Raw genomic sequence first — 24,095 nt, 5'->3', positions numbered from 1 at the left:
AACCACTATAATTACCAAACAACGATTTTGACCCATAAATAAATCAAGCTGACTCCTAAGACAGAGCTTTTGCCACGTACCAACAATCCGCTTCTATTTCATACCCTTGGGATTTTGCCCAACTTAGCCCTTCGGCAACCAATTGTTTCGCGACCCCTTGACCACGAAAAGCATCGGGAACAAAAGTATGAGTAAAATTAACTCGATTATCCGTCAATTTATAATCCAATACCCCCTCCTGGCCGTCTTTACTGTATACAAAGCGCTTTCTTTCGATTTGATGTTCTATCATGATATTTCTCGTGCTAATTGGGTTAAATAAGACTGCATAAATTCCACCCTTACCATTGCTTCATTTCGACCCGCTTCTGTTCTCATCGTTTTGGCGATCGAAAACAACTTGGTATAAAAGTGGTCGATTGTAAACTCGCTATCATCTGGCGATCTTTGCTCACAAAATGGATCGTTTAGTGAATATAGTGTTCGTCCTAAGCTTGCCGAGACCTGAATACAACGAGTCACACCTACGGCGCCCAGAGCATCGAGTCTATCTGCATCTTGGACCACTCGCGCTTCTATCGAGGTAGCTTCGATGTTAGCGGAATAACTATGAGCAACAATCGCATGATGGATGGCACTCACATGTGATTCTGGATAACCCATTGTCGAGAGAAAGTCGCAGGCCTTGTTGGCTGCAATGAATGAACTTTGCTTTCTCTCTGGATGGTCTTTGGGATAAGTAAAACAGTCATGTAAATAGGCGGCTGGCAGTACAATGTCCAAGTTAGCGCCTTCCGCCAACGCAAGTTGTGTCGCCGTTCTTACCACGCGCAATACATGGTTTAAATCATGTGCTGCGTCTGTTGTCATTTCTTGCTGTATAAAACGAACGAGCTTTGGTCGCCATATTTGGTCAAACACTAATGGTTCCTCTGATTAGCGTCACCGCTTGTCCCGTTAATTCTATGCGATCATCTTTCAACATCATGCCAACATAGCCACCGCGCTCTGACGCTTGATAGCCTATCAAAGAACACTTATTGAGTTGCTCTGCCCAATAAGGGGCGAGCGCACAATAAGCCGAGCCTGTGACAGGATCTTCATTCACACCTACCCACGGGGCAAAATAGCGTGCAATAAAGTCTATATCCGGACGATTTGACTGTGCGGTCACGGCCATCGCTCGTCCTTCACATAATAAGAGTTGATGAAAGTTCGGAGTCAGTTGTCGTAGGGTTTCTTCATGTTTCAATACAACAAAATCCTTACCTCCTTCAAACTCAGCCCAATACGCGATGTCGTCTTCTTTAAGGCCTAACGCTTCATATTTACTTGGGCTTGGTCGGTCGCATTTTTCTGCCCGGTATAAGGGAAAATCGAGCGAAATACGCTCGCCACTTTTTTGCGCATGGAGTTCCCCAGACAGTGTTTGAAAAGAGAATTGCCCGTCAGTCAGCAACCCTAACTCATCCATTACTTTGACCGTGGCCAATGTTCCATGTCCGCACAGTGCGACTTCAACCTTCGGAGTAAACCAACGCAAGCGTCTATCGGAGAGAGACAGAAAGGCGGTTTCCGATATTGCCATTTCTTTGGCAATCGACAGCATTAAAGAAGCAGGCAGCGGATCTTGAGTGATGCACACACCAGCAGGATTACCTTTAAAAGGCTCGCTGGTAAACGCATTAACTTGGTAAATATCTAGCTGCATAACGATTCCTTGGTGTCTGCTGTTAATTATAGGATAGATAATAATAGCGCTAGAAGGGAGAAATTATTCTGAATCATGATCTTACTTCATCTACTAGCGTATCAAATTCACAAAACCAACAACGAAGTAAATTTATAGGGAAACGTGCATGCACACGAAGCGTTACCTTCCGAGCAAAGTTTGTGCTTGTTGTCAGAAACCGTTTGTTTGGCGCAAGAAGTGGCAACGAAATTGGCCGTATGTTAAATATTGCTCGCGACGTTGCGCCTCAACGAAAGTTGCGCCCACTAATAAAAATAGCATCACCTAAGACGTTACAAACATAAGTCTTCTTCGCAAATGACAGGTGCTACAACTGCTCAATTCGGGAAAGGTTAAGCTCTGCCGTCAACAAATGCTCATCTTGGACCTCAGGCGCCATACGATCCCAAGTGCGATAAATCATTGCTGTACGTGGATTGGTCGCCAACGTATCGCGGTGTTTGTGCATAAAGCGCCAATAAAGTCCGTTAAACGGGCAGGCTTCCTCTCCGGAGCGAGCTTTAACGTTATAATGGCAACCCGCGCAATAGTCGCTCATTTTATTGATATAGTTGCCACTTGAACCATAAGGCTTAGTGGCGATTAATCCACCATCAGCGTAAAGGGCCATCCCCCTCGTATTTGGCATTTCAACCCATTCTATCGCGTCAATATATATTCCAAGATACCAGTTATCGACCTGACTAGGGTTCAACTCGGTCAACAACGCAAAGTTCCCTGTTACCATCAAACGTTGGATATGGTGTGCGTATGCCCATTCTAATGACTGAGAGATTGCGTGTTGCATGCAACGCATATTGGTCTTCCCTGTCCAATAAAAATCGGGCAATGGCCGAACCGCATTAAGCGCATTTTTCTCGCTATAATTTGGCATGTTCGCCCAGTACATACCACGAACGTACTCCCTCCAACCTAGTACTTGCCGAATAAACCCTTCAATTTGTGGAAGGGTTACCACACCTTGTGAGGTTTCGTAGGCTTCTAGAGCGCAGTTAATCACCTCATGCGGGCTCAGTAATTTACAATTAAGAGCAAACGAGAATCGGCTATGGTAAAGACTCCACATGCTCTCAGTATCAGCGGTCATTGCATCTTGGAAACGCCCAAACAAAGGCAAGCAAACCTGACAGAAATGGTTCAGCAATAAAATAGACTGCTGACGATCCACTGGCCAAATTAGGTGTTCTCCTATTTCACCAATGTGGTGTAAATGATGCCTGTCTATCCGGGCAACAATATTTCTCGTAGGGTTAGCAAACAGCAACGGAGCCGGTACTTTTTCTAGGTCTTGCTTTTTAAGTTTGCTTCGATTTTCTGAATCATAATTCCATTTTCCGCCCAATGGTGTCTCTTCGTCATCCATCAGCACCCTAAAGCGCTTTCGCATTTTCCGATAAAAATGCTCCATAACCACATGTTTTTCAGGACGAAAATATTGAGGGATTTCAGAAAATGGCAGTAAGAAATGCTCTGTACAGGCCTCTGTAATCGTGACACCCTCGACTTCATATTCCATTAACTGTTTTCGCAACCTAAATTCATCGGGACGTTGGTACTCAAATTTAGTTGCGCCATATTGGATGAGTAACGACGAGAGCATTTCCGTTAGGCTATCGAAGCATGCCGTCCTATCCAGATCTAGGTATTCGACATTATGCCCTTCAGAACGTAAGTGCGTGGCAAATGACGTCATCGCCAAAAAAAACGCCACTTGTTTCTGAATATGATGTGTCGTGTATTCTGATTCTTGCTTGAGCTCTGCCATCACATAGACCACATTGTCGTCACACTGTGCCAACCAAGAATGCTCATGGTTTAATTGGTCACCTAAAATAAGACGTAGCGTTGTATTGTTTTTCATACCTTTCCTTAGGCGTTTTCAATTGGCCAGTCACTGGCATCAACAACATCAGTCGCATTGATAGTACTACTGCCTTGCCACTTTGAAATAAATGCGCCTTTTGAATCATAAAGCTGTGTCTGTTTATGTAGGTCAAATCTACGGCCAGCTCTTGACGCTGGACCTACTCCTGCGATGTACTGCCAGTTTCCCCAATTTGAACCTACATCATAGTCAATCAGAGCATGTTGGAAGTAACTCGCACCAAAACGCCAATCCAAACGCAGTTCATGCACCAAACAACTGGCTACCAGCTGACGACCACGATTAGACATATAACCCGTTGTGTTAAGCTGCTTCATACATGCATTCACGATAGGGAACGCCGTTGCACCATGCACCCACTGTCGAAAGTGGTTAGCGTTATACGTGGTAAGCGGCTTTTTACCTTGAGTCCCTCCAAAGGCAAAAAGCTTGGTACCAAATGCATTGCTATACCAGTAGAAGTACTCCCTCCAAAGTAACTCGAAAAATATCCAGTAAGTAGAATCATTGGCCGTGTAATAGTCCTCGTAAGCTCGTAACTGTGCCAGAATTATCTTTGGTGACACATTGCCATTAGCTAACCATAACGAAAACTTCGTTGAGCTCGTCCAGTCATCAAGTTCGTTACGGGTTTGCTTATAAGATGAGGCCGCACGCGAGCCAAAGTACGCTTCAACATGCCGTAATCCACTCTCTTCGCCACCATAAACCATCTCTCCCAACGGGTTTCTGGAAGCCTCTGACCATTTTTCCGATGAAGATGAGATAGGCCGAGCCGTTTGTACTGGTGGAGGTAAAAAGGTCACCGTCGCACATGTAGGGCTCACTGCTAATGTTTCGACTTGCTCTCTAAAACGAGAAAAGCTTTTTGGAAAAGCATCAAGCGTAAAAGGCAGGGAAGCCTGATCAAATAAGGTCGCACTGTTCGCGCGCTTAATATGGATGTGAGCACAATGTCGCCGAATCTGAGAAACAATGAACTCTACATACCAACTCGAAGATAACGCGACGTAAAACGTGGTCACTCGGTGTTGAGAAAGCGTCAAGATGAACTCCTCAACAATTTTATTAAGCGCCACATTGTGTATTGAATGTAGCACTTGGCCAAGCTCCGCCAACGACACTGACAGCTGATTTCTCGATTGCCGACAAAACTGTGCTTTGGCCTCACCTGTACAAGTCACCGGGGAAAACCTAGCATCAAAGCTTGTCTGTATCGTGTCAATATGAACGCAGTGAAGCTGCTTCATTTCGATACTTGCTTGCAGGAGCAACCTGTTATCATGCAACCGCATATCATTGTGAAACCAGTAAAGTCCAATTTGCGCCGTCATGAGAACTCAGCTAACTTTTTATTAATGTCGCTTTTAATACGAGTAGTTGGGCGTAATCGTTTATTTCTTAGTAAGATTTATCTACCGAAGCGAATATAGACGTCGAACCCATCCAATCACCAATAATTAACACTCTATGATTAATGGCTGTTTTATCTAACGATTCATCAACCAGACTAAAACAGGGCAAAGTAAATGAGAGCACTATCACGTTAATCAATATCGATTGGGCCAAAATAAACATTTCAAAAGTGACAATGTGGGCAACTCATTAGATAATTAACCTAAAGAACACTAAATACATACTCTTAGATGGCAAAGCACACGCCATCAATCGATATAGAGTCAAGGGATGAAAAAACCATGAAAAAAAACAATTTCCAAATCTCTGCAGCTAATTTAAAAAAAGCTGTTCCTCTCATGGTTAAGCATCATGTTCCAGCCACACCTGCCAACTATGCGTTATGGTATACCTACGTTGATCAGACCATCCCGGAACTCAATGAACAAGTCGATGCACTACTTAAAGACTACGATGTACTCCCTCCAGTCAATGCGAATACGCTTTATCGAGAGCATATCGCGGGCAAATCTGAAGTCGACCTTGTCAATCTCAAAAAAAATATGGAAGCGCTGGTAACAGAGGTCTCCAGCACAATGACAGATGCCATCACCGACACGTCTGATTTTTCAAAGGTACTGACTAAGAATTTTGATGGACTAAGTTCAAGCATTGAGCCTGGAAGTAACCCAACGCTGGATGAAGTCATGCCGTTAATTCAAGAACTCGTAGACGAAGCCAATGACATTCGAAACTCCACCGACTTTATTCACAATCAATTAAAAAGTGCTAGCGACGAAATATCCCGCCTAAAAATTGAATTGGCGAAAGTCCAATGTAACGCAATGTTCGATAGCTTAACGTCGATTTACAACCGTGGTGCGTTTGACGCTGACTTAACCATGTTCTGCGACGCTAAACAGCCACTGAGCCTTATTTTCTTAGATATCGACCATTTCAAGAAGTTTAACGATGAATTAGGGCATCTGTTTGGTGACACTATACTAAAAGGCATCGCCCAACGCCTTAAACAAGCCTGCCGTGGCGGAATAAGCGCTTATCGATTCGGTGGTGAAGAATTTGCGCTGATTGTGCCGAATAAATCACTACGAGTTGCGCGACAGATTGCCGATTCTATCCGACTGTCCATTGAGAAAATGGCGATTACAGATCGTAAGAGTGGAAATAAAATGGGTAACGTGACCGCATCATTTGGCGTGGCTGAGTTCATCGCAGGAGACACTTACGATAGTTTAGTCGATAAGGCTGACAAACAACTTTATGATGCAAAGCGTTCAGGTCGCAACCGTGTCATGCCCTACTAACTATGCATCACTAACTATGCATCACTGACTATGCCGAACTAACTATACTGTACTAACTATGCCCCACACTAATTGTGCCCGACTAACTGTTGTGCCCGACTAACTAGAGCGAGCGTTCTCTATAATTCGTATCCACACTGTATCTCTTTTTTTGATATGTAAGTGCCCCTCATCGACCTAGAAGGGCACCGTTTTATAAATAATCTGCAATATTAACGTCATCAATTTGGCTTTCTTGTAAAAATTGTTGAGCAAACTTTTGATACACGCCAGACTCTAAGAACAAGCGAAATAATTCCCCATCCAAATGCTGATCTTTCACCATGAAAGACATGATACGTAACGATTCAGACAGCGTTTTAGGCGCTTTATATGGCCGATCCGCACTTGTTAATGCTTCAAATACATCGGCTAAGGCCATCGCCCGCGCCGTTAGTGGCATCTGCTCTCTAGTCAGACCGAGTGGATAACCGGTTCCATCCATTTTCTCATGGTGCCCACCAGCAATACTCGCAACATTACCCATACTTTTCGGAAACGGTAAGCTCTCCAACATTCGTATCGTTTCTACGATGTGGTTGTTTATAACAAAACGCTCCTCGTCATTTAGCGTTCCTTTTCTTATAGATAGATTATAAAGCTCGCCTAAGTTATTTTGATAAGTAGGTTTTTTCAAATTAAAGCGAGGATCAGCCGTTTCTTGGGCATTCCATTCCACACAGTGTTCTTTACCATCCACCAACACCGACACACTTTGGTCTGCATGAAAAGGCCTCTCACTGTATCGCCCTCTTTCTTCCCAAGATAAGCCCAACCGATCGTCTAATGTTTTGTTCCACGTTCGCTGCGCGATAGTTTGCAAACGTGACACGGCATCGTCACCCAAAAACTCGCCGCCAATATTCGTTTGCGCAATGAAGGAGAAATCTTCATCCAGTTGTTGCCATTCTTTATCTAATATTTCCTGATATTTTGCATTCAGTGAGTGCCCCAATGCTTGAGACAACACCGTGATATGCGCATCTCTTTTTAACACTTCAAAACGTGTTCTAATTTCATGAATTCGGTTGTAAATCGTTTCTAATTTCGTAGCTTTATCAACAACATGCTCCGGAGTTGTGACTTTACCACAGTCATGTAGCCATGCGGCTAAGTGAAGCTCCTGCCACTGTTCTTTGCTTAAGCTATAATTTACAAATGCGTCTGACTTGGAATCCACCGCCGCTTGCGTCAGCATTTCTGTCAACACCGGTACCCGTTGACAATGATTGCCTGTATACGGGGATTTTGTATCAATCGCCCCCGCCATCACTTTTATAAACGATTGCATCAGCGCTTTTTGATCAGACAATATTTGCTTTGTTTCGATCGCAACAGAGGCGTATTCCGCCAATGACTCGATGTAAGGTAACTTTCTGATCAGCAGATCATCTATTTCTTGGGAATGAATGGTCAGTCCAAATCCGCCCAATAACTGATCTCGCCTATCAAATAATGGAATAAATAAGAATGACTCATTTTTTGAGATGAGGTCAACCGACATATGGACTTGTTGGTATTCGACAACAATAGATTGTTTCTTCTCGATAGCGCGCCTAAATACATCCAACTCAGCGCTCTCTACGTTAAGTGCTTTCAATCCTTCGACCTCAAGCGAATTACCATCATTAGACAGCACATAATAGGGTTGCAGTCGCCCACTAGAGTCACACAGATAAAGATAGCTAACGCTTGCTCCGGTTGAGCGTAGTGCTTCTACATCAAGTAGCTCGAGTAATTTTTCGAGGTCTTCTTCTTTCGCGATATTTCTTGTTAATGTTAGAAAATTAGAAATGGTTTGCTGCATCGCATAAAGGGATTGCGAAAGATCATGGATTTCTTTGATATGAGACCGTTTTCCATCACCAATGTTAAAATCGAACTTTTCTATTCGTTGTGCTCGTTCTGTCGCCGTTTTAATTGGCTTTGAAATACGCTGAGCAATCAGATAAACAAATGGTAAGGAAACGAACAGGATAATGAGTGACGCATAAACCGACGTTTTTGCAATCGCTTGTGACTTATCAAGCAGTTCATCCGATTTCACCACCATGAGTAAATAAAGATCATGTCCTGCCCCTTGTTCTGATTGTTCGATTCGGCCAATCCAACGCTGGCCTTGGGCACTAAACTCTACCGAGCGGGCTAGCCCATGCCCAACCTTAGTAATGGCCTCTCTTACAATGGGATTCGCGATGTCATCGACATGTAGAGAAGCGCTCTTTCTCACCTCCTCTTGAACGGTTATTAGCGCGGGGTTGCTATAGGCAAAAAGTCGATCATTGCCATCAAATAACACTCTAAACGATGACTCTCTCGTCACCGATTCGGCCAGCACATTAGAGATCTGCTCTAACGTCAAATCCGCCGCAATCACCGCCCCATTGCTAGCTCGCTTAGATAACGTCGTTCCTATTTTATCTACCAAGTCAAAATAGTAGGGATCTGATAACGATATTTTGTTAAACAAAGCCTCTCGAAACCACGCTTGCTCTCGAGGATCTAAATGCAGTTCGGTCCTAGTTTCCGATAAAATCAAATGATGCGCGTGATTTAATTCATAGGTCACCAACCGATCTCTATCACTGGAATAATTAAACACAATATAGTCCGTATGAGGACGAACCTGCAGCGCTGTGCGCATAGTATTATCGTAGATCTGATAGGCTAAAAAGAAGTCGCCTTTAGGGAAAACAATAGAGTACGACATAACGTATGGGGTCGAAGACAGCATGCTGATGACTTCAGGAATGGCATTAATACGCTCTTCAGCGTTGACGTATCTGGATAGCTCCCCTCGAGACAAGGCTTCAACCATTGCAAAAGCCGGTTCATAGTGAATAGCGAGATTCGCTTGCGTTTCTTTCGCTATGCGATTAAACAAATGTTCATTCGCATCTAAAAGCACGTCTTTCAGGCTACTTTGTGTTAACCAAATTTGCACACCTGAAACGGTCAGAATAACCACTAAAAATAAACTAGAAATATGAATATGTAGTGGATATCGTAGCCAGTTCCAACCTTTGTATTTCCCTATCATCAAGCTTCCTTGCTTATTCAGTCACGCTTATTCACTCAACGCTTACTCATTCAACGCTTCTTCATTCAACAATAACAAGCATAGGCGAGCTTTATTCATTTCACCGATTCTTTGCTGGTAAATATGGAGTGATATCCGTGACATCAATCTGCTCCAATAATAAATGATGACGGGCATACTCTAAATAAACTTCTGACGTCAAAAATAACTCAAAGAGTTCAGCATCTAAATGATCATCTCGCACCATCAATTTCATTATGGCAAGGGTTTCTGACAGTTTCTTCGGTTGTTTATAAGGACGTTCTTGGCTAGTAAGTGCTTCAAAAACATCGGCAATAGCCATAGCTCTAGCCGGGAGAGGAAGATCACCGGCCATCAGCCCTAATGGATATCCTGACCCATCCATCTTTTCATGGTGACTGCCAGCAAGTAGAGGTACATTTTGCATGTGTTTGGGAAAAGGCAAACGTTCTAACATGGTTAAGGTCGCGGTCATATGGCTATTAATAATATAGCGTTCTTCTTTATTCAACGTCCCTTTACGTACCGACAAATTATACAACTCGCCTAAGTTGTTTTGGTGCGTGCCAGGCTTTAATACAAACCGAGACTCCCTGTCTGGCTCCCTCTCCCATTGGACAAGGTGATGCGCACCATCGCTTAATACCGACTGTTGTTCGTCAACCTGACATTCTAGTGCGTCATATCGCGACAGTTCTTCTTTCGAAAGCCCTAAACGCGCGTCAATGGTTGGTGTCCAAGAATAGCGCTTTGCTATGGTGGTAATATCCGCTAATGCGTCTGAACTCAAATACTCGTCGCCAATATTCACGTTGGCAATCGTTGCAAAATCTTGATCTATCTCTCGACATGTTTTTTCTAGCGCCAAACGTTCTTCAGCATTAGACATAAGATCTAGCTTCTTCCTATAGAACTCAAGTTCGGCATCACGCTTGACGACCTCAAAGCGCATTCTAATTTCATGTATTCGATTATAAATCGTTTCCAGTTTCGTGGATTTATCTATCACATGTTCCGGCGTGGTCACTTTACCGCAGTCATGTAACCACGCTGCAATATGTAATTCTTCCCACTGCGGCGTTGTCATTGAAAACGATTCAAAAGGCCCCACACTTTGCTCTTGTGCCGCAGCGGTTAACATTTCGGTCAATACAGGAACACGTTGACAGTGCGTTCCCGTGTAAGGAGACTTGGTATCAATGGCTTGTGCCATTACCTGAATAAACGACTCCAAAAGCGCCCGTTGGCTGTTGAGCATCGTTTGCGTCTCTATTGTCACCGAGGCATAGGCAGCCAGCGTTTCTATATACTGAATATTTTCCATTAAGACGATGTTTTCTTGCTTGCTGTCAAAACCAAGCCCTAATGCTCCAATCACCTTCTGTCGCCTATCAATCAAAGGAACAAAGAGCACACTATCAGTCGACTTTTCTCTAATAAGAAAAGGAAGAATCTCGTCATGGGGAATACAGACGGGTTGCTTCAATTGGAAAAACGCTTGCAAATCATGCTGGAGAGTCGGGTCATCTAATTGCAGCGACACCATTTCTTCGACATCAAGATCTCCTCGACTCTTCAAGCTAACAAAGCGCGGTTCAAGCCGTGTTTCCTCATCATTGAGTAGATAGATATAAGTACTATTGGCTTTCGTCGCCTGCCCAGTTTCTCGACAGACCAGTGCGAGTAATCTTTCTAGATCATCTTCTTTTGCCATGGAGTTAGTCAACGACAAAAAACGCTGAATTGTCGACTGAACTGAGCGCAACGCATCGGACATTTGTTTAATTTCAGTCACACGCGAATACTCTTGTGAACCGTCATTAAAATTAAAGTTCTGAATGGATTTCGCTTTGCGAGTGGCTTGTCGTATCGGCCTTGCTAACCACTGCGACATATAATAAATACAGGGTAACGCCAGCAATAATGCCGCAAAGGAGCCAAAGATAGAGCGCTGAGCGACCGCGTTTGCATCTTGCAACAGTTGCTCGGATTTCACCGCCATGGCCAAATTGAACATTTGATCTCGAGTCCCTTTCAGGCGGTCGATTTTGAGCACCCACTTCTCACCTCGGTAAGTGATCTCTTTTGCTTGCTGTCCAAACTCCACAAAATTGGCTGTCGTCGCAATGAGAGGGTGGTTAATGTCCATTAGTTTTAGCGGTGTGGATTGTCTCAATACATCCCTAATTTCAAAGACCGCTGGCTGACTGTTAGCATAAACATTGAAATCATCGTCATACATTACCCTTAATGCATCTCGACTCTCTCCATCGTCTTGTAATACCGAGGACACTTCATCGAGTAATATATCTGCCCCAAACACAGCGCCATTTGCTGCTTTTCTATGCAAGGTAATTCCAGTGCGTCCCAGCAGTGGCATATAATACGGCTTTGATACTTTAGCTTTCGTTAATATTGCGCTTCGAAACCAGTTAGCTTCTAGCAAGTCTACTGTGAGGTCCTTAATTATCTTAGTTTTAAGCAATACTAACTGTTGGTTATAAGTCTTCACAGTCAACTCATGGGATACCACGTTGTAACTAAAAGCCGCATATTCTGCACTTGGCTGTAAGCCTATCTTTTTTCTAATTCTCTGATCTTGCACCCTCGCAACTGCCAGCCATTCCCCGTCGGGAAACCCCGCTTTAAATGCAAATATATGACGGTGCGTTTGTAGCAAAGATACCAATTCAGGCACAAATGAAAACCGTTGTTTAGGATCAACCTCTCGTATTAACTCGCCAGAAGAATAAGCATCTACAATGCTAAAAGCGGGTCCAAAGTGAAACGACATATTACTTCGAGTTTCGCTGGCAATGCGATCAAAGAGGTTTTCATTGGCGGTAAGCAGAACTTTGTTCAAACTTGATTGTGTTATCCAAATTTGTACCCCACAAACTAAGACAACCAAAATAACAAACATCGCCGTCATATGGACATGAAGTGGTAGCGCGAATGTATTCTTTTTTTTAGTTACGTTGGGCATGATAGCTAACACATTGAATTAACACACTCTAAGACTAGTTGAGATATGACTAGACGAGAAGCAAATGATCCGTATTTTCTCATAAAAAAGCCCCCCTTACGTAGGGAGGCAAGTTAACGATTTATATCTACCATATCATCACAAATTACGAACTATCGACTTCTCATCATGTTTTATGTGTAGACCATCATTAGCATCGTTTCTGTTTTGCTTAATAATTTGATAAGCGCTTAACAAGTAAAACTAAACGACAGATCGTAATCGTCTCCATTTTTGGCCGTGTATTCTTTATCTTCACCGCTCGCCCTTGGACGACCTTCCTCGTCACCTTGAACCAGGCTAACCCAGTGCCTAATACCCGACGCGTGTTGCTGTTCACTATGCCCAAACGTCGTACATGTTTCTAGTTGAACATCATCAATCTCAACCAACTCCACACGGCCAGTCCCTTTTCGACAACCAATCATGACCTCAACATGAGTACCACTTTCATCTCGAAACAGAATCGAGGTAGGTGCGCATTTATCTCCGACATAAGCAACAAATTGCTTTGCTCGCTTAAGCCCACTATGTTGGCCGTTTTTAAAATAAGCTTGCACATGTCTGTAGTCGATTTCGTAACTAACGACATCCTCATGGGAGCCGCTGTCTAAAGGAAATAATGTATCCAGTAGCTGCTTCGCCATTTTTTGTTTTTCAATTTGCTCGTCGGCTTTGACCATTTCTACGGCGAACACAGCTTCTGCGATAAACGTTGAATGGTTCTTATGTAGTTCTGTCTTATCGAATGTCAGCATGTTCATAATTTCTTCCTTTTACCGTCGCTAGTCTCAAATGGAGCAAATGCACTAAACAAGCGTTTACATTAATATTCGTTTTGTGATCTTGCTTACTATGTAGACTAACGCTTTTTTGGCTACAATTTCACAACAAAAATTTTACAGTGTGAATTTTACAAAATGCCGTTGTCAAAAAGCTTAATTAGACAGTCCCACTTTCTGGGGACTAAAGTTCGAAACCTTAGAAAGCGTAACCATTTAACGATGGAAGACCTTTCTACTCGCTGTATTCGTGTGAACCCTGAGTGCGCGCCATCCGTTTCTTATCTTTCTATGATTGAACGGGGTAAGCGTGTACCTAGTATTGATATGCTAGAAGTCATCGCGGAAGTGTTTCAAAAAAATCCCGCTTGGTTTCTAGATAGTGAGCCAGAACAAGAAGAAATCACCCCTGTAAGAGGGAATCGTGGCGGTATTAGCGGCATGGCACTCGAACCCAGCTTTCTTTTTTCTAACGACATTTTACAAATTGCCATCCCCGAAATGCTGTCTCAAACTGGAATCACGGGACGCCAATTTGCTCATCTCCTTATTCGTGCACATCAAGAGAGTTTGCAAAATCATTTCCCCGACTTAGAACGGGCAGCAGAAGAAGTTGGCTTAAAACGCCTTAACCTTTCGGTTGAAGATCTTATCGATATTGCTAAAAATTTAGGGCTACGCGTACAGTGGGTTAAGCGTACACCTAAGGATGTCGTTGACGAACTTGGTATCAATGCCAAGCAATTAGTTACCTCATTTTTTGAACCTCCAGGCACTATCTATCTCAATGAAATCTTAAAAGCTTACCCTACTCGTCTTAAATATGACCTCGCGGTCTATATAGGGCATCGTGTGTTACATAGTGAAGAAGGCTTAAAGAGTGTTCTAAGCGTTGGGCATCATAACAGTTGGGAAGATTCAACCAGTTCACCATCAACATCGGCGCTGAATTCACAAGATATTCTTCAAGCATGGCGAGACTTTGAATCCAGCTTCTTTGCTGGTGCCTTACTCTGCCCTAAAGTCCCTTTTCGACAACTTTTGGATCGAAGCGGCTATGAGATTGAAGCGCATAAGCACGCGGGCGTTTCCCCTTCCGTTGCGATGCGTCGTATGACCGTTGTGTCGCCTTATCCGCATTGGCATTACTTCGATGCTTATGGCCCAGGAAAACTAAAAGCGGTGTATCGCGGAAACGGAATTCCGCTTCCGTGGGGAAATATGCGAATGGTAAACGACCCATGCCAGCATTGGGCAGTCTTTAGACGTCTCTCTGAACCTAGAAATGGTTCTTCTGCGCAACTTTCAATTCTTAACGTTGGAGGAGAACCTAGAATTTACTGTTGTGAGTCTGTCAATATGACCGACCCTGCGGGTAACAATCGAGTGCTTTGTGCTGGTATCGATCTCAATCCGGCCATCGATGCACAGGGTGGTAATGCATTAGATATTGCTAATGAGCTAAAGGGGCTGTGTGTCAGTAGTGGCGGGAGTGCAACAATACCTAGGAGCATCAAAAAAGATCTCACCACAATATCAAAAATACTCAACATAAACTGGATAGAGCGAGGAATAGATAACGAAGCTAGGCTGATCTGCTCACGAGGTGCAGGGTGCCCGCGAGAGCCAAGTTGCTATGACAAGTCAGATGACACACATGAGATAGCTTTAGAATAATATGACGCTAAGAAGAAAAAAAGCCAGCCACAAAATAAGGTGACTGGCTATATACATGTGTGAACAAGAGGTGTTCACTAACAACGTCAGTTGGCTAGGTGACCCTCGGCTTAATAAGGGTCACGTTTATACATGCAGTTACTGTGCCAACTTTTACAATGGCCATTTTTCGTTGAATTTCTCAATCACGTGCTCAATTTCCTAAGTTTTTATGTGCAACGCTATAAACGACACTCATATAGCATTTGCATATTGCAATCACATTAGCAATATGCAAAAACAACTGATTGCAAAGTGCTAAATTACGTCAGTTTAGACAATAATTATGAAACCTATCACTATCCGGCGTTCAGTTATTCCCTCGCTTTAACAAAAGTATTTATAAATTCACCTGAATCTGACAAATTTCCACCGTTAATGTAATCATTACATCCTTAGCTATCTGCTTGATCTTCCAGGTTCAATAACGCTTGTTTACGAGCAACACCACCTGCATAACCCGTCAACTTACCACTTTTCCCAATGACACGATGGCAAGGTACAATCACAGAAATCGGGTTTTTTCCGTTGGCAGAGCCCACGGCTCTCACCGCTTTAGGATTACCAATATAATCCGCCAACTCTTGGTAACTCATTAAGTGTCCATAAGGAATATCGCATAACGCTTGCCAAACCTGCATCTGGAAGGGCGTCCCTTTTGCCGCAAGCGGGATCTCAAAGCACGTTCGTTCACCAGAAAAGTACTCGCTAAGCTGTTGCTTTGTGAGCAATAGAACTGGATGATGCGCTTGCAACTCCCCTAGATGCTCAGGTTGCGTGGTGTGCTCCTCAAACCACAACCCGGTGAGTCCCTGATCCGTAGCTTGAATCGTCACTCGCCCCAATGGGCTGTCTACTAGCGCATAAAATGTCATGAATGTTGGCTCCAACAATGTAAAGTGGCATAACTTCCCCACGGCGAAACTCGGCTCGCGATACACGATGGGTGAAGGTTGGTATATTTTTTAACGATAAGATCCGTGGCTAATAACAAGTTAGGCTGAGACAAGCCACGTAACTTCGCATAGTTAATCGTCCACGGGCCAATGCCTTTTATTTCAGCCCACAAATCAGGGGCGAGATTTACATCGTCGTTAAGGGCATTAGCCAACCGCGATAGCGTCTCCTTTCGGCTCTGGGGCATGCGTAAAAAGCTTAATTCATGTTGACTAACTGAACGTGGGTCTGGAAACACTTTCTGCCCAGAGACAGTTCGGTTTACCGTATCAGTAAGCAAATTGACTTGCCCAATGGCCGCTTTCACTGAGACTTGCTGCCCCAACACCGCTCTAACCCCTGCCTCCCATGTTGACCATACCCCCGGAAGACGAATACCACTGTAGCGCACCAGATTGGGGTCGACGCTTAAAAGATGACTCTCAATCGAAGTAAGATCTGCATTTAAATCGAACATACGTTTAATGTTGCTGACCATAAAATACAGCTGCCTGGCATCTTCTACATCAAACTCGACACGAACGGTTTTCTTATCTTCGAAGTCCGCCCAAATTTTAAACCACCCTAACGTTCCATCCAGTTCGACATAACGCTCATAAGACCGCTCCGTCACTCGTTCTATGCCATCAATGGCTCTTAATTGATAAAATGCTAAAAGCCTTTGCCAGTCATAATCTCCGCGGTAAGCAAGCGTCAAAACGTTACTCATTCCATCCACATTCTGCTGACGTCGTACATTAGTCGGATTGAGTTTTAAACACTTTTGAAAAGCGTCGTTAAACCGGCGAGTGCTGTTGAAGCCACAAGCAAAGCCAATGTCGGTTATGCTCATAGAACTGCAGTGCAACAACTGCTTGGCAAACATAATCTGCTGAAATTGCGCATAACGTTTTGGCGACATGCCAAGATGCTTATCAAATACTTGCCTAAGATAACGGCTGCTAATGCCAAGTCTCGCGGCTAGCTGCTCAACACTGCTTTGCTGCAACGCGCCTTGTTCAATCAAATTAATCGCTCGCCGGAACGTCGTCTCAACACCTTGCCACGCCCAAGAACTGGGGGCGCTATCCGGGCGACAGCGCAGACAAGGGCGGTATCCCGCTTGCAATGCCATCGGGGCATTAACAAAATACTCGACATTTTTTTCTTTTGGCAGATTGGCGGGACAAATCGGGCGACAAAATATGCCCGTTGTCTTTACCGCAACGAAAAACTGGCCGTCAAATCGACTGTCTCGAGACAACCGTGCCGCTCGGAACTGTTCCAATTGTAATGGCCTATGATCAGCTTTCTCTCGTGCTTCTGTTTCACACGCTTTGCGATCACTGACCAATCCCTCTCCAGTCGACAAGTCACCTAATGATACCGCCATTTTTGTCAAACTCCTTTGTGCTGCACGACCATTCCAATAACCATCATCGTGATTCATAGAATAAGTGTAACGCACCTTCTCATCTAGACTCGCCATTTTCGGAAGTGAATATAGCAACGTGACAAACATAAAAATGTCATCACAGCATCATATTTTCTTAACGATAAAAATGAAAAGTAATGGTTCGCCAAGATGTTAGCAAATTGATGTTTCATCGGGGTGAAAATACTGGTTAAAAAACCTGCAATTTCGTCGACACTTTCTATACTGAGTCAGTGTCAAACAGTTAACATGATTGCATGAGGTTATTATGTCTGATGTAGATTTTCGTCTTGGCAATAAGCCATTTTATGACAACAACAAATTTCGCCGTGGCTTTGCAAAATCTGGCGACTTTACGTTAGCCGAAGAAGAGATTTTAATCCGCTATGGTGCGACTATGAATCAACTCGAACAAGGTGAAATAACACCTGAGAACATAGCCGAAGAGCACTTTTTGCTGGTCATTCAAGATGAAAAACAAGCTGACACTAAGCTTGAAAAAGCGTGGGTTAAGTATATTCATTTAGCTCGTGACCGACGAAGGTTTCACACCTTGAACGGCAAGAAGCCAGTTGAAGCCGAAGCAAGTCGCAACGAAGATGACAGCTACGAACAAGACGACGTATTGGATGACAGTTTAGTCACTGAGGATTCCGATATCGCCGATAGGTAAACTAAGATAATCTGCCGTCATCCATGGCGGCTAGGTTGCTTCACTCCATGCGCAGCTTCGTGACGCATTGCTAATATGATGTTCTTCATAAATTCTGCACGATTCATCACAGTTTTCATTTCAGATAGATACTTGTATACAAAGTGAAGTATTATTGTTTTATTAGTTCATTTTTTTGTAAACGAGTACCATTACCCGATGGCAAGCCTGAAAAACTCTGTAAACACAAACATTAAAACTAAGGTGGCGGGGCAAACCCAAGATGACGTCGTCTATTGTCATATCTTTGATGCCATCTTAGAGCAACGCTTACCACCAGCGACCAAGCTGAACGAAGAAGCGTTGGGCGAGATTTTTGGTGTTAGCCGCACGATTATTCGCCGGGCACTGCTCCGTTTGTCATTAGAAAAGGTCGTAGATATTCGCCCCAATCGAGGAGCGATCGTTTCAGCGCCAACCGTAGAAGAAGCGAAACAAATATTTAAGGCTCGAGAGGTAATGGAGTTTGCCATCACTGAGCTCGCGGTTAACAACGCGACTCCTGCTCAAATCGCCGAATGTCGAAAGCTCGTCGCTAAAGAGAACAAAGCCTTCGCAGTAAATGACTATGGTTCGGGTCTGCGTTTATCCGGTGAATTCCACATCAAATTAGCCGAAATGGCAGACAATGCCCCACTACTCACCTTCCAACGCAGTTTGGTCTCGCAAACTTCGCTGTTGATCGCTCAATATGAAACTGGCAGTCACGCTAACTGCTCTCTCGATGAACACACAAGACTTCTTGACGCAATTGAATCTGGTAATGAACAACAAGCACTAAGTTTAATGAAAGAGCATTTGGACCATATACGCTCGAAGCTAAACCTCGACAACACCACCACTTCAAATGATTTGCATGTCGTTTTCTCCAACCTCCTAAAAGCAAAATCTTAATGTGTGCCGTCCCTCTACCAAAAGAGGGACGGCACAACTCCGCTAAGCCATCTCCCTATTACACCCTTCTCACTCTTTATCACCTATCAACCCACAACAAACAATTAACATCACGATATAAAATCAACTGATTTTATATCAGACACTTACCTACCAACTATCACTATAAAGAACAATAATCTCCGGATTAATGTTGCCAACTTGTGAGAAAATAGTTGACCAAGAGGTCAGTTTGACTAATTATTGACCCAAAGGTCAGAAAAATAATTAGCATCTAAACGTCTTACACAAGGAGGTCTCTTGATTACTTTCCTACTCAATCAAGATATTAGACAAGAAGAAAACCTGTCTCCCAACATGACAGTACTGAATTATCTAAGAACACAGGTAAACAAAAATGGCACCAAGGAAGGGTGTGGTTCTGGTGATTGCGGAGCTTGTACTGTCGTCCTTGGCGAGCTTGTCGGTGGGGAGCTTCGTTACCGTTCGGTTAATTCCTGTCTGACCTTTATTTCCGCTTTGCACGGTAAACAGCTCATCACAGTTGAAGATTTACAAGCGAAAGATCGCTCGCTCCACCCTGTACAGCAAGCGATTGTCGATTTTCATGGTTCACAATGTGGCTACTGCACCCCTGGATTTATTATGTCGATGTTTGCGCTAGGGAAAAACAAACCCAACGCCAATAAACAAGATGTCATGGAGTCACTCGCCGGTAACCTGTGCCGATGTACAGGCTATCGCCCCATTGTGGATGCCGCCTTGTCTCTTTGTGATGACACCCCGCTCACTGACCAGTTTTCTGAGCTTTCTCGAATCACTATTCAAAAACTAGAAAAAATCCAATCCAATGACGCGAGCTTACGAGCGGGTCACCTTACCGCTTTCTCTCCGAAATCCACTGAAGAGCTGGCAAAACTGTATCAAGCGCACCCAACGGCTAAGCTCGTTGCCGGTGGAACGGATTTAGCGTTGGAAGTCACGCAGTTTCACCGAGAAATAGAGACGCTAATCAGCGTCAATTTGGTCGAGGACATGAAAGTGTGTGAAGACGCTGAAGACGAGTTAATCATCGGCGCCAACCTTCCTATCAGCGATGCTTACCAACTACTACACCGTTACTATCCAGATTTTGGTGAATTGCTGCATCGATTCGCCTCATTGCAAGTAAGAAATCAAGGCACAATTGGCGGCAACGTTGCCAACGCATCACCGATTGGCGATACACCACCGCTATTAATAGCATTAGACGCGAAAGTCCAGCTTCGCTGTGGTAGTGAGACCCGTACCTTACCCATCGAAGACTATTTCATTAGCTACAAAGTCACCGCTCAAAAACCGAGTGAATTTATCGAAAAAATCATCATACCCAAACCCACCCGATCGGGTTTCCGTGCCTACAAATTGTCTAAGCGATTGGATGACGATATCTCGGCGGTTTGTGGTGCTTTTGACCTACAAATTGACAACGATACCGTCACTCATGCGCGCGTAGCCTTTGGCGGCATGGCGGCAATACCCAAACGAGCAAGCCTATGTGAGCAACGTCTAATCGGCCAACCTTGGAACGAACGAACCATTGCTCACGCAATGGCGGCTATCGCGGATGAGTTTGAACCACTGTCTGACTTTAGAGCGAGCCAAGAATATCGCTCTATGACCGCGAGCAACATGCTAAAGCGCTACTACATAGAAGAATCGAACAAGAATAACCAGATTGAAACGAGGGTAACGTCTTATGTCTAATGTGAATCACAACCCATTGACTCACGATGAGATGGTGGCGCTAGTCAAACAAGATCTAAAAACGGGTGTGGGCAAAAGCGTCAAGCATGACAGTGCGCCTAAACAGGTCACTGGCGAAGCCGTCTACATTGATGACCGTTTAGAGTTTCCCAATCAGTTACACGTCTACGCGCTGTTAAGCACTCAGGCACATGCCACGATCACACGCATTGATGTCTCTCCATGCTATGACTTTGAGGGCGTTGCCATTGCCATCACCTCAAAAGACATCCCAGGACAACTCGATATCGGTGCCATTCTTCCCGGCGACCCATTATTAGCGGATGGTACGGTAGAATACTATGGGCAACCCGTTATTGCCGTGGCCGCCAGCAGCTTAGAAGTCGCACGAAAAGCCGCCCACGCCGCTATTGTTGAATACGACGCCCTACCTGCCATCCTAGACGTCAAAGAAGCGCTCGAGAAAGAACACTTTGTCACGGAAAGTCATCAGCAAAAACGGGGCGACTCTGCGACAGCTATCGCTGAGGCCACCCATATTATTGAAGGTGACATTGATATCGGTGGTCAAGAGCACTTCTATCTAGAGACTCAGGTCAGCAGCGTGATGCCCACTGAAGATGGTGGCATGATCGTCTACACCTCCACACAAAACCCTACAGAAGTACAAAAACTCGTTTCTGAAGTGCTTGGGATCGCCATGCACAAAGTGGTCATTGATATGCGCCGCATGGGTGGCGGATTTGGTGGTAAAGAAACCCAAGCTGCGGCACCAGCTTGTATGGCTGCTGTGATAGCACACTTAACTGGTCGTCCCACTAAAATGCGTTTACTGCGTAACGAAGACATGACGATGACAGGCAAGCGACATCCTTTTTATAATCAGTATAAGGTCGGGTTTGACGACAATGGCGTGATTCAAGGCAGTGAAATTATTGTCGCGGGTAACTGTGGTTACTCACCGGATCTTTCTAGCTCGATTGTCGATCGTGCTATGTTCCATTCCGATAATGCTTATTACCTCGGTGACACAACCATCATAGGGCATCGCTGTAAAACCAATACCGCGTCAAACACCGCCTATCGAGGCTTTGGTGGCCCACAAGGTATGATGACGATTGAACACATCATGGATGAAATAGCGAGGTACTTGAACAAAGACCCCTTGGAAGTTCGTAAAGCAAACTACTATGGCGACGAAGGACGTAATGTCACGCATTACTACCAAACCGTAGAAGATAACTTCATGCCAGAAATCACCGAACAGCTAGAACAGAGCAGTGATTATCATGCAAGACGTAAAGCGATTGCCAAATTCAATCAGCAAAGCCCTATTCTTAAGAAAGGGTTGTCTATCACTCCAGTTAAGTTCGGCATTTCCTTCACTGCGACCTTTCTAAACCAAGCTGGCGCCCTTATCCATATTTACACCGATGGCAGTATTCATTTGAATCACGGTGGTACTGAGATGGGACAGGGTTTGAATATCAAAGTGGCACAAATCGTTGCTCAGGAGTTTCAAGTTGATGTTGACCGTATCCAAATCACCGCAACCAATACCGACAAGGTACCGAACACCTCGCCGACCGCCGCCTCATCGGGCGCCGATCTCAACGGGAAGGCCGCACAAAACGCAGCCATGACCATCAAGCAACGGTTAATTGATTTTGCTTCTGCGCACTTTTCTGTCACGCCAGAGGAGGTCGTCTTTAAGAATGGTTTTGTACAAATTCGCGAAAAGATTATGACCTTTGCCAACTTCGCTGAACTGGCGTGGATGAACCAAATATCGCTGTCGAGCACTGGGTTTTATCGCACACCAAAAATTTACTATGATCATGAAAAAGCTCGCGGTCGCCCGTTTTATTACTTTGCCTACGGCGCATCTTGCTCAGAAGTTATTATCGATACATTGACAGGCGAGTACAAGATTCTCAGAGTGGATATTTTGCACGATGTAGGCGCATCACTAAACCCGGCTATCGACATTGGTCAAATCGAAGGCGGCTTCGTGCAAGGCGCTGGCTGGCTCACCACAGAAGAACTGGTGTGGAATGAGCAAGGTCGACTGATGACCAATGGTCCTGCGAGCTACAAAATCCCTGCGATTGCCGATATGCCCATCGACTTTAGAACCGAGCTGCTAGAAAACCGCAGCAATCCAGAAGACACGGTATTTAATTCCAAAGCAGTGGGCGAACCACCATTCATGCTTGGCATGTCCGTGTGGAGCGCATTAAAAGATGCCATTGCGTCTGTTGCCGTCGATGGTGCTATCCCTAAATTGGATACGCCAGCAACGCCAGAGCGGGTACTTATGGCGGTACAGGCCGTCACTCACCCACGCGCAAACCAGTCCACGTCAACCAAGGGCTATCAACGCAGCGCCTAGCACTTCCCACGCCTGGCTCTCTTTAGAAGGGAGCCGAGCGATGAGGGATAGTGGCATAATTAAGGAGAACAGTATGTTTAAGGACAATTGGATTCAAGCCTTGGCGCAACTGGAAAAAGACCATGAATCTTGCGTCATGGTGACCGTATTAGAAGATAAAGGCTCAGTACCACGCGATGCTGGCACCAAAATGCTGGTGACAAAAGATCGTATCATCGCCACCATTGGCGGTGGTCACCTTGAACACGTCGCCACTAAAATGGCCAGAGAGATGTTGGACTCTAGCGAGCAAGCGCTAAAAGTGGAGCGATTTAATCTTGGGGCACGACTAGGACAATGCTGTGGTGGAATGGCGACCCTCAGTTTTGAGCCGATAGGGACAGCGCAAAGACATCTTGTTGTCTTTGGGGCAGGCCATGTAGCAAAAGCCTTAATCCATATTGTGGCGACCCTACCCTTTCACATCACCTGGATTGATGAAAGAGATGGCGAGTTTCCAGACACTTTGCCTCATGGCGTGACTAAGGTGATTTCAGACGACCCCGTTGGAGAGGTGAGACACCTGCCAGCTAACAGCTATTTTCTAGTGATGACACACAATCATCAGCTTGATTTTGAGCTGGCAAAAGCCATCATTGATAAAAACGACAGCGTGTATTTTGGCTTAATAGGCTCGCTGACGAAACGCAAAAAATTCGATTTCAGATTATCGCAGCGTGGCTATAACCAAGATCAAATCGATAGCATGATTTGCCCGATTGGAATTGGGGCTGTGACCGGTAAACACCCAGCAGAAATCGCCGTTTCTGTAGCCGGTGAATTGATTGCCCATTATCAAGGACAGGGGCTTGAGCAAAAACGCCCAACTCACCGTGCTAGCAAAGTTGGTAATGCATCGGCTCATCAGCCAAAAGAACACAACATACTTGACCCAGACAACCGTATTGCGCCCAACGATGAAACGCCGCATCAACATATTGCGTAATGTAGGAGCATCGT

18 protein-coding genes are annotated in these 24,095 nt (G+C 44.6%); 8 read left to right on the top strand and 10 right to left on the bottom strand.

Features of this window, described 5'->3' with window-relative positions:
- Positions 1-55: 55 nt before the first annotated feature.
- The 3 genes from M9196_RS11495 to M9196_RS11485 are packed head-to-tail and all read right to left on the bottom strand — an operon-like array spanning position 56 to position 1,711.
- Positions 56-292, bottom strand: coding sequence for a GNAT family N-acetyltransferase (locus M9196_RS11495; protein ID WP_250617688.1), 237 nt, complete (start codon positions 290-292; stop codon positions 56-58).
- Positions 289-870: an HD domain-containing protein gene (locus M9196_RS11490; RefSeq protein WP_250617758.1), complete on the bottom strand. Its 582-nt coding sequence runs from the start codon at positions 868-870 to the stop codon at positions 289-291. Before M9196_RS11490 ends, M9196_RS11495 begins: the two co-directional genes overlap by 4 nt.
- Positions 871-913: 43 nt before the next feature.
- Positions 914-1,711, bottom strand: coding sequence for a PhzF family phenazine biosynthesis protein (locus M9196_RS11485; protein WP_250617687.1), 798 nt, complete (start codon positions 1,709-1,711; stop codon positions 914-916).
- Between the two features lie 148 nt (positions 1,712-1,859).
- Here M9196_RS11485 and M9196_RS11480 point away from each other — a divergent pair, with 148 nt between their 5' ends.
- Positions 1,860-2,021, top strand: coding sequence for a DUF2256 domain-containing protein (locus tag M9196_RS11480; RefSeq protein ID WP_250617686.1), 162 nt, complete (start codon positions 1,860-1,862; stop codon positions 2,019-2,021).
- Between the two features lie 39 nt (positions 2,022-2,060).
- Here the strand turns inward: M9196_RS11480 and M9196_RS11475 are convergent, their stop codons facing one another.
- Together M9196_RS11475 and M9196_RS11470 are read right to left on the bottom strand one after the other, a co-directional pair.
- On the bottom strand, positions 2,061-3,614 hold the full coding sequence (locus M9196_RS11475) for a cryptochrome/photolyase family protein (protein WP_250617685.1): 1,554 nt from the start codon (positions 3,612-3,614) through the stop codon (positions 2,061-2,063).
- 8 nt (positions 3,615-3,622) lie between these two features.
- The gene (locus M9196_RS11470; protein ID WP_284677162.1) at positions 3,623-4,972 is read right to left on the bottom strand and encodes a DASH family cryptochrome; all 1,350 of its coding nucleotides are present in this window, start codon (positions 4,970-4,972) and stop codon (positions 3,623-3,625) included.
- Positions 4,973-5,335: 363 nt separating this feature from the next.
- Here M9196_RS11470 and M9196_RS11465 point away from each other — a divergent pair, with 363 nt between their 5' ends.
- On the top strand, positions 5,336-6,358 hold the full coding sequence (locus M9196_RS11465; protein ID WP_250617684.1) for a GGDEF domain-containing protein: 1,023 nt from the start codon (positions 5,336-5,338) through the stop codon (positions 6,356-6,358).
- Between the two features lie 193 nt (positions 6,359-6,551).
- Here M9196_RS11465 and M9196_RS11460 read toward each other — a convergent pair whose 3' ends face one another.
- The 3 genes from M9196_RS11460 to M9196_RS11450 form a co-directional block, all read right to left on the bottom strand.
- Entirely contained in the window at positions 6,552-9,437 is a 2,886-nt protein-coding gene (locus M9196_RS11460) for an HD domain-containing phosphohydrolase (RefSeq protein WP_250617683.1), read from the bottom strand.
- 100 nt (positions 9,438-9,537) lie between these two features.
- A complete protein-coding gene (locus M9196_RS11455) occupies positions 9,538-12,444 on the bottom strand; it encodes an HD domain-containing phosphohydrolase (RefSeq protein WP_250617682.1) in 2,907 nt (968 codons plus the stop codon).
- Positions 12,445-12,674: 230 nt separating this feature from the next.
- On the bottom strand, positions 12,675-13,247 hold the full coding sequence (locus M9196_RS11450) for an aldolase/citrate lyase/malate synthase family protein (protein ID WP_250617681.1): 573 nt from the start codon (positions 13,245-13,247) through the stop codon (positions 12,675-12,677).
- 156 nt (positions 13,248-13,403) lie between these two features.
- On the opposite strand from M9196_RS11450, the gene M9196_RS11445 reads away from it, so the two are divergent.
- Positions 13,404-14,942, top strand: coding sequence for a DUF3612 domain-containing protein (locus M9196_RS11445; RefSeq protein ID WP_250617680.1), 1,539 nt, complete (start codon positions 13,404-13,406; stop codon positions 14,940-14,942).
- A gap of 434 nt (positions 14,943-15,376) precedes the next feature.
- Here the strand turns inward: M9196_RS11445 and M9196_RS11440 are convergent, their stop codons facing one another.
- Together M9196_RS11440 and M9196_RS11435 are read right to left on the bottom strand one after the other, a co-directional pair.
- Complete coding sequence (locus M9196_RS11440) at positions 15,377-15,856, bottom strand: methylated-DNA--[protein]-cysteine S-methyltransferase (protein ID WP_250617679.1); 480 nt, start codon at positions 15,854-15,856, stop codon at positions 15,377-15,379.
- Positions 15,853-17,310: a DNA-3-methyladenine glycosylase 2 family protein gene (locus M9196_RS11435; protein ID WP_250617678.1), complete on the bottom strand. Its 1,458-nt coding sequence runs from the start codon at positions 17,308-17,310 to the stop codon at positions 15,853-15,855. Before M9196_RS11435 ends, M9196_RS11440 begins: the two co-directional genes overlap by 4 nt.
- Before the next feature lie 310 nt (positions 17,311-17,620).
- Here M9196_RS11435 and maoP point away from each other — a divergent pair, with 310 nt between their 5' ends.
- The 5 genes from maoP to xdhC all read left to right on the top strand — a co-directional run bounded on the left by maoP (position 17,621) and on the right by xdhC (position 24,081).
- Positions 17,621-18,025, top strand: coding sequence for a DUF413 domain-containing protein (gene maoP / locus M9196_RS11430; RefSeq protein ID WP_250617677.1), 405 nt, complete (start codon positions 17,621-17,623; stop codon positions 18,023-18,025).
- Positions 18,026-18,223: 198 nt separating this feature from the next.
- Positions 18,224-18,958 carry a GntR family transcriptional regulator gene (locus M9196_RS11425; RefSeq protein WP_250617676.1) on the top strand — a complete coding sequence of 245 codons (735 nt, stop codon included), beginning with the start codon at positions 18,224-18,226 and terminating at the stop codon, positions 18,956-18,958.
- 300 nt (positions 18,959-19,258) lie between these two features.
- On the top strand, positions 19,259-20,704 hold the full coding sequence (xdhA, locus tag M9196_RS11420) for a xanthine dehydrogenase small subunit (protein ID WP_284677161.1): 1,446 nt from the start codon (positions 19,259-19,261) through the stop codon (positions 20,702-20,704).
- On the top strand, positions 20,697-23,096 hold the full coding sequence (gene xdhB / locus M9196_RS11415; protein ID WP_250617675.1) for a xanthine dehydrogenase molybdopterin binding subunit: 2,400 nt from the start codon (positions 20,697-20,699) through the stop codon (positions 23,094-23,096). The genes xdhA and xdhB overlap by 8 nt, the downstream gene beginning before the upstream one ends.
- 73 nt (positions 23,097-23,169) lie before the next feature.
- Positions 23,170-24,081: a xanthine dehydrogenase accessory protein XdhC gene (gene xdhC / locus M9196_RS11410; protein ID WP_250617674.1), complete on the top strand. Its 912-nt coding sequence runs from the start codon at positions 23,170-23,172 to the stop codon at positions 24,079-24,081.
- Positions 24,082-24,095: the final 14 nt, after the last annotated feature.

This window comes from Vibrio methylphosphonaticus (genome assembly GCF_023634655.1).
Taxonomy (GTDB): Bacteria; Pseudomonadota; Gammaproteobacteria; order Enterobacterales; family Vibrionaceae; genus Vibrio; species Vibrio methylphosphonaticus.
The sequence above is the reverse complement of the archived record's forward strand: the minus strand, read 5'-3'. Positions and strand labels throughout refer to the sequence as shown.

Coding starts and splice junctions, on each gene's coding strand:
- M9196_RS11495 (WP_250617688.1), bottom strand. CDS start 292: ATGATAGAACATCAAATCGAAAGAAAGCGCTTTGTATACAGTAAAGAC.
- M9196_RS11490 (WP_250617758.1), bottom strand. CDS start 870: ATGACAACAGACGCAGCACATGATTTAAACCATGTATTGCGCGTGGTA.
- M9196_RS11485 (WP_250617687.1), bottom strand. CDS start 1,711: ATGCAGCTAGATATTTACCAAGTTAATGCGTTTACCAGCGAGCCTTTT.
- M9196_RS11480 (WP_250617686.1), top strand. CDS start 1,860: ATGCACACGAAGCGTTACCTTCCGAGCAAAGTTTGTGCTTGTTGTCAG.
- M9196_RS11475 (WP_250617685.1), bottom strand. CDS start 3,614: ATGAAAAACAATACAACGCTACGTCTTATTTTAGGTGACCAATTAAAC.
- M9196_RS11470 (WP_284677162.1), bottom strand. CDS start 4,972: ATGACGGCGCAAATTGGACTTTACTGGTTTCACAATGATATGCGGTTG.
- M9196_RS11465 (WP_250617684.1), top strand. CDS start 5,336: ATGAAAAAAAACAATTTCCAAATCTCTGCAGCTAATTTAAAAAAAGCT.
- M9196_RS11460 (WP_250617683.1), bottom strand. CDS start 9,437: ATGATAGGGAAATACAAAGGTTGGAACTGGCTACGATATCCACTACAT.
- M9196_RS11455 (WP_250617682.1), bottom strand. CDS start 12,444: ATGCCCAACGTAACTAAAAAAAAGAATACATTCGCGCTACCACTTCAT.
- M9196_RS11450 (WP_250617681.1), bottom strand. CDS start 13,247: ATGAACATGCTGACATTCGATAAGACAGAACTACATAAGAACCATTCA.
- M9196_RS11445 (WP_250617680.1), top strand. CDS start 13,404: ATGCCGTTGTCAAAAAGCTTAATTAGACAGTCCCACTTTCTGGGGACT.
- M9196_RS11440 (WP_250617679.1), bottom strand. CDS start 15,856: ATGACATTTTATGCGCTAGTAGACAGCCCATTGGGGCGAGTGACGATT.
- M9196_RS11435 (WP_250617678.1), bottom strand. CDS start 17,310: ATGGCGGTATCATTAGGTGACTTGTCGACTGGAGAGGGATTGGTCAGT.
- maoP (WP_250617677.1), top strand. CDS start 17,621: ATGTCTGATGTAGATTTTCGTCTTGGCAATAAGCCATTTTATGACAAC.
- M9196_RS11425 (WP_250617676.1), top strand. CDS start 18,224: ATGGCAAGCCTGAAAAACTCTGTAAACACAAACATTAAAACTAAGGTG.
- xdhB (WP_250617675.1), top strand. CDS start 20,697: ATGTCTAATGTGAATCACAACCCATTGACTCACGATGAGATGGTGGCG.
- xdhC (WP_250617674.1), top strand. CDS start 23,170: ATGTTTAAGGACAATTGGATTCAAGCCTTGGCGCAACTGGAAAAAGAC.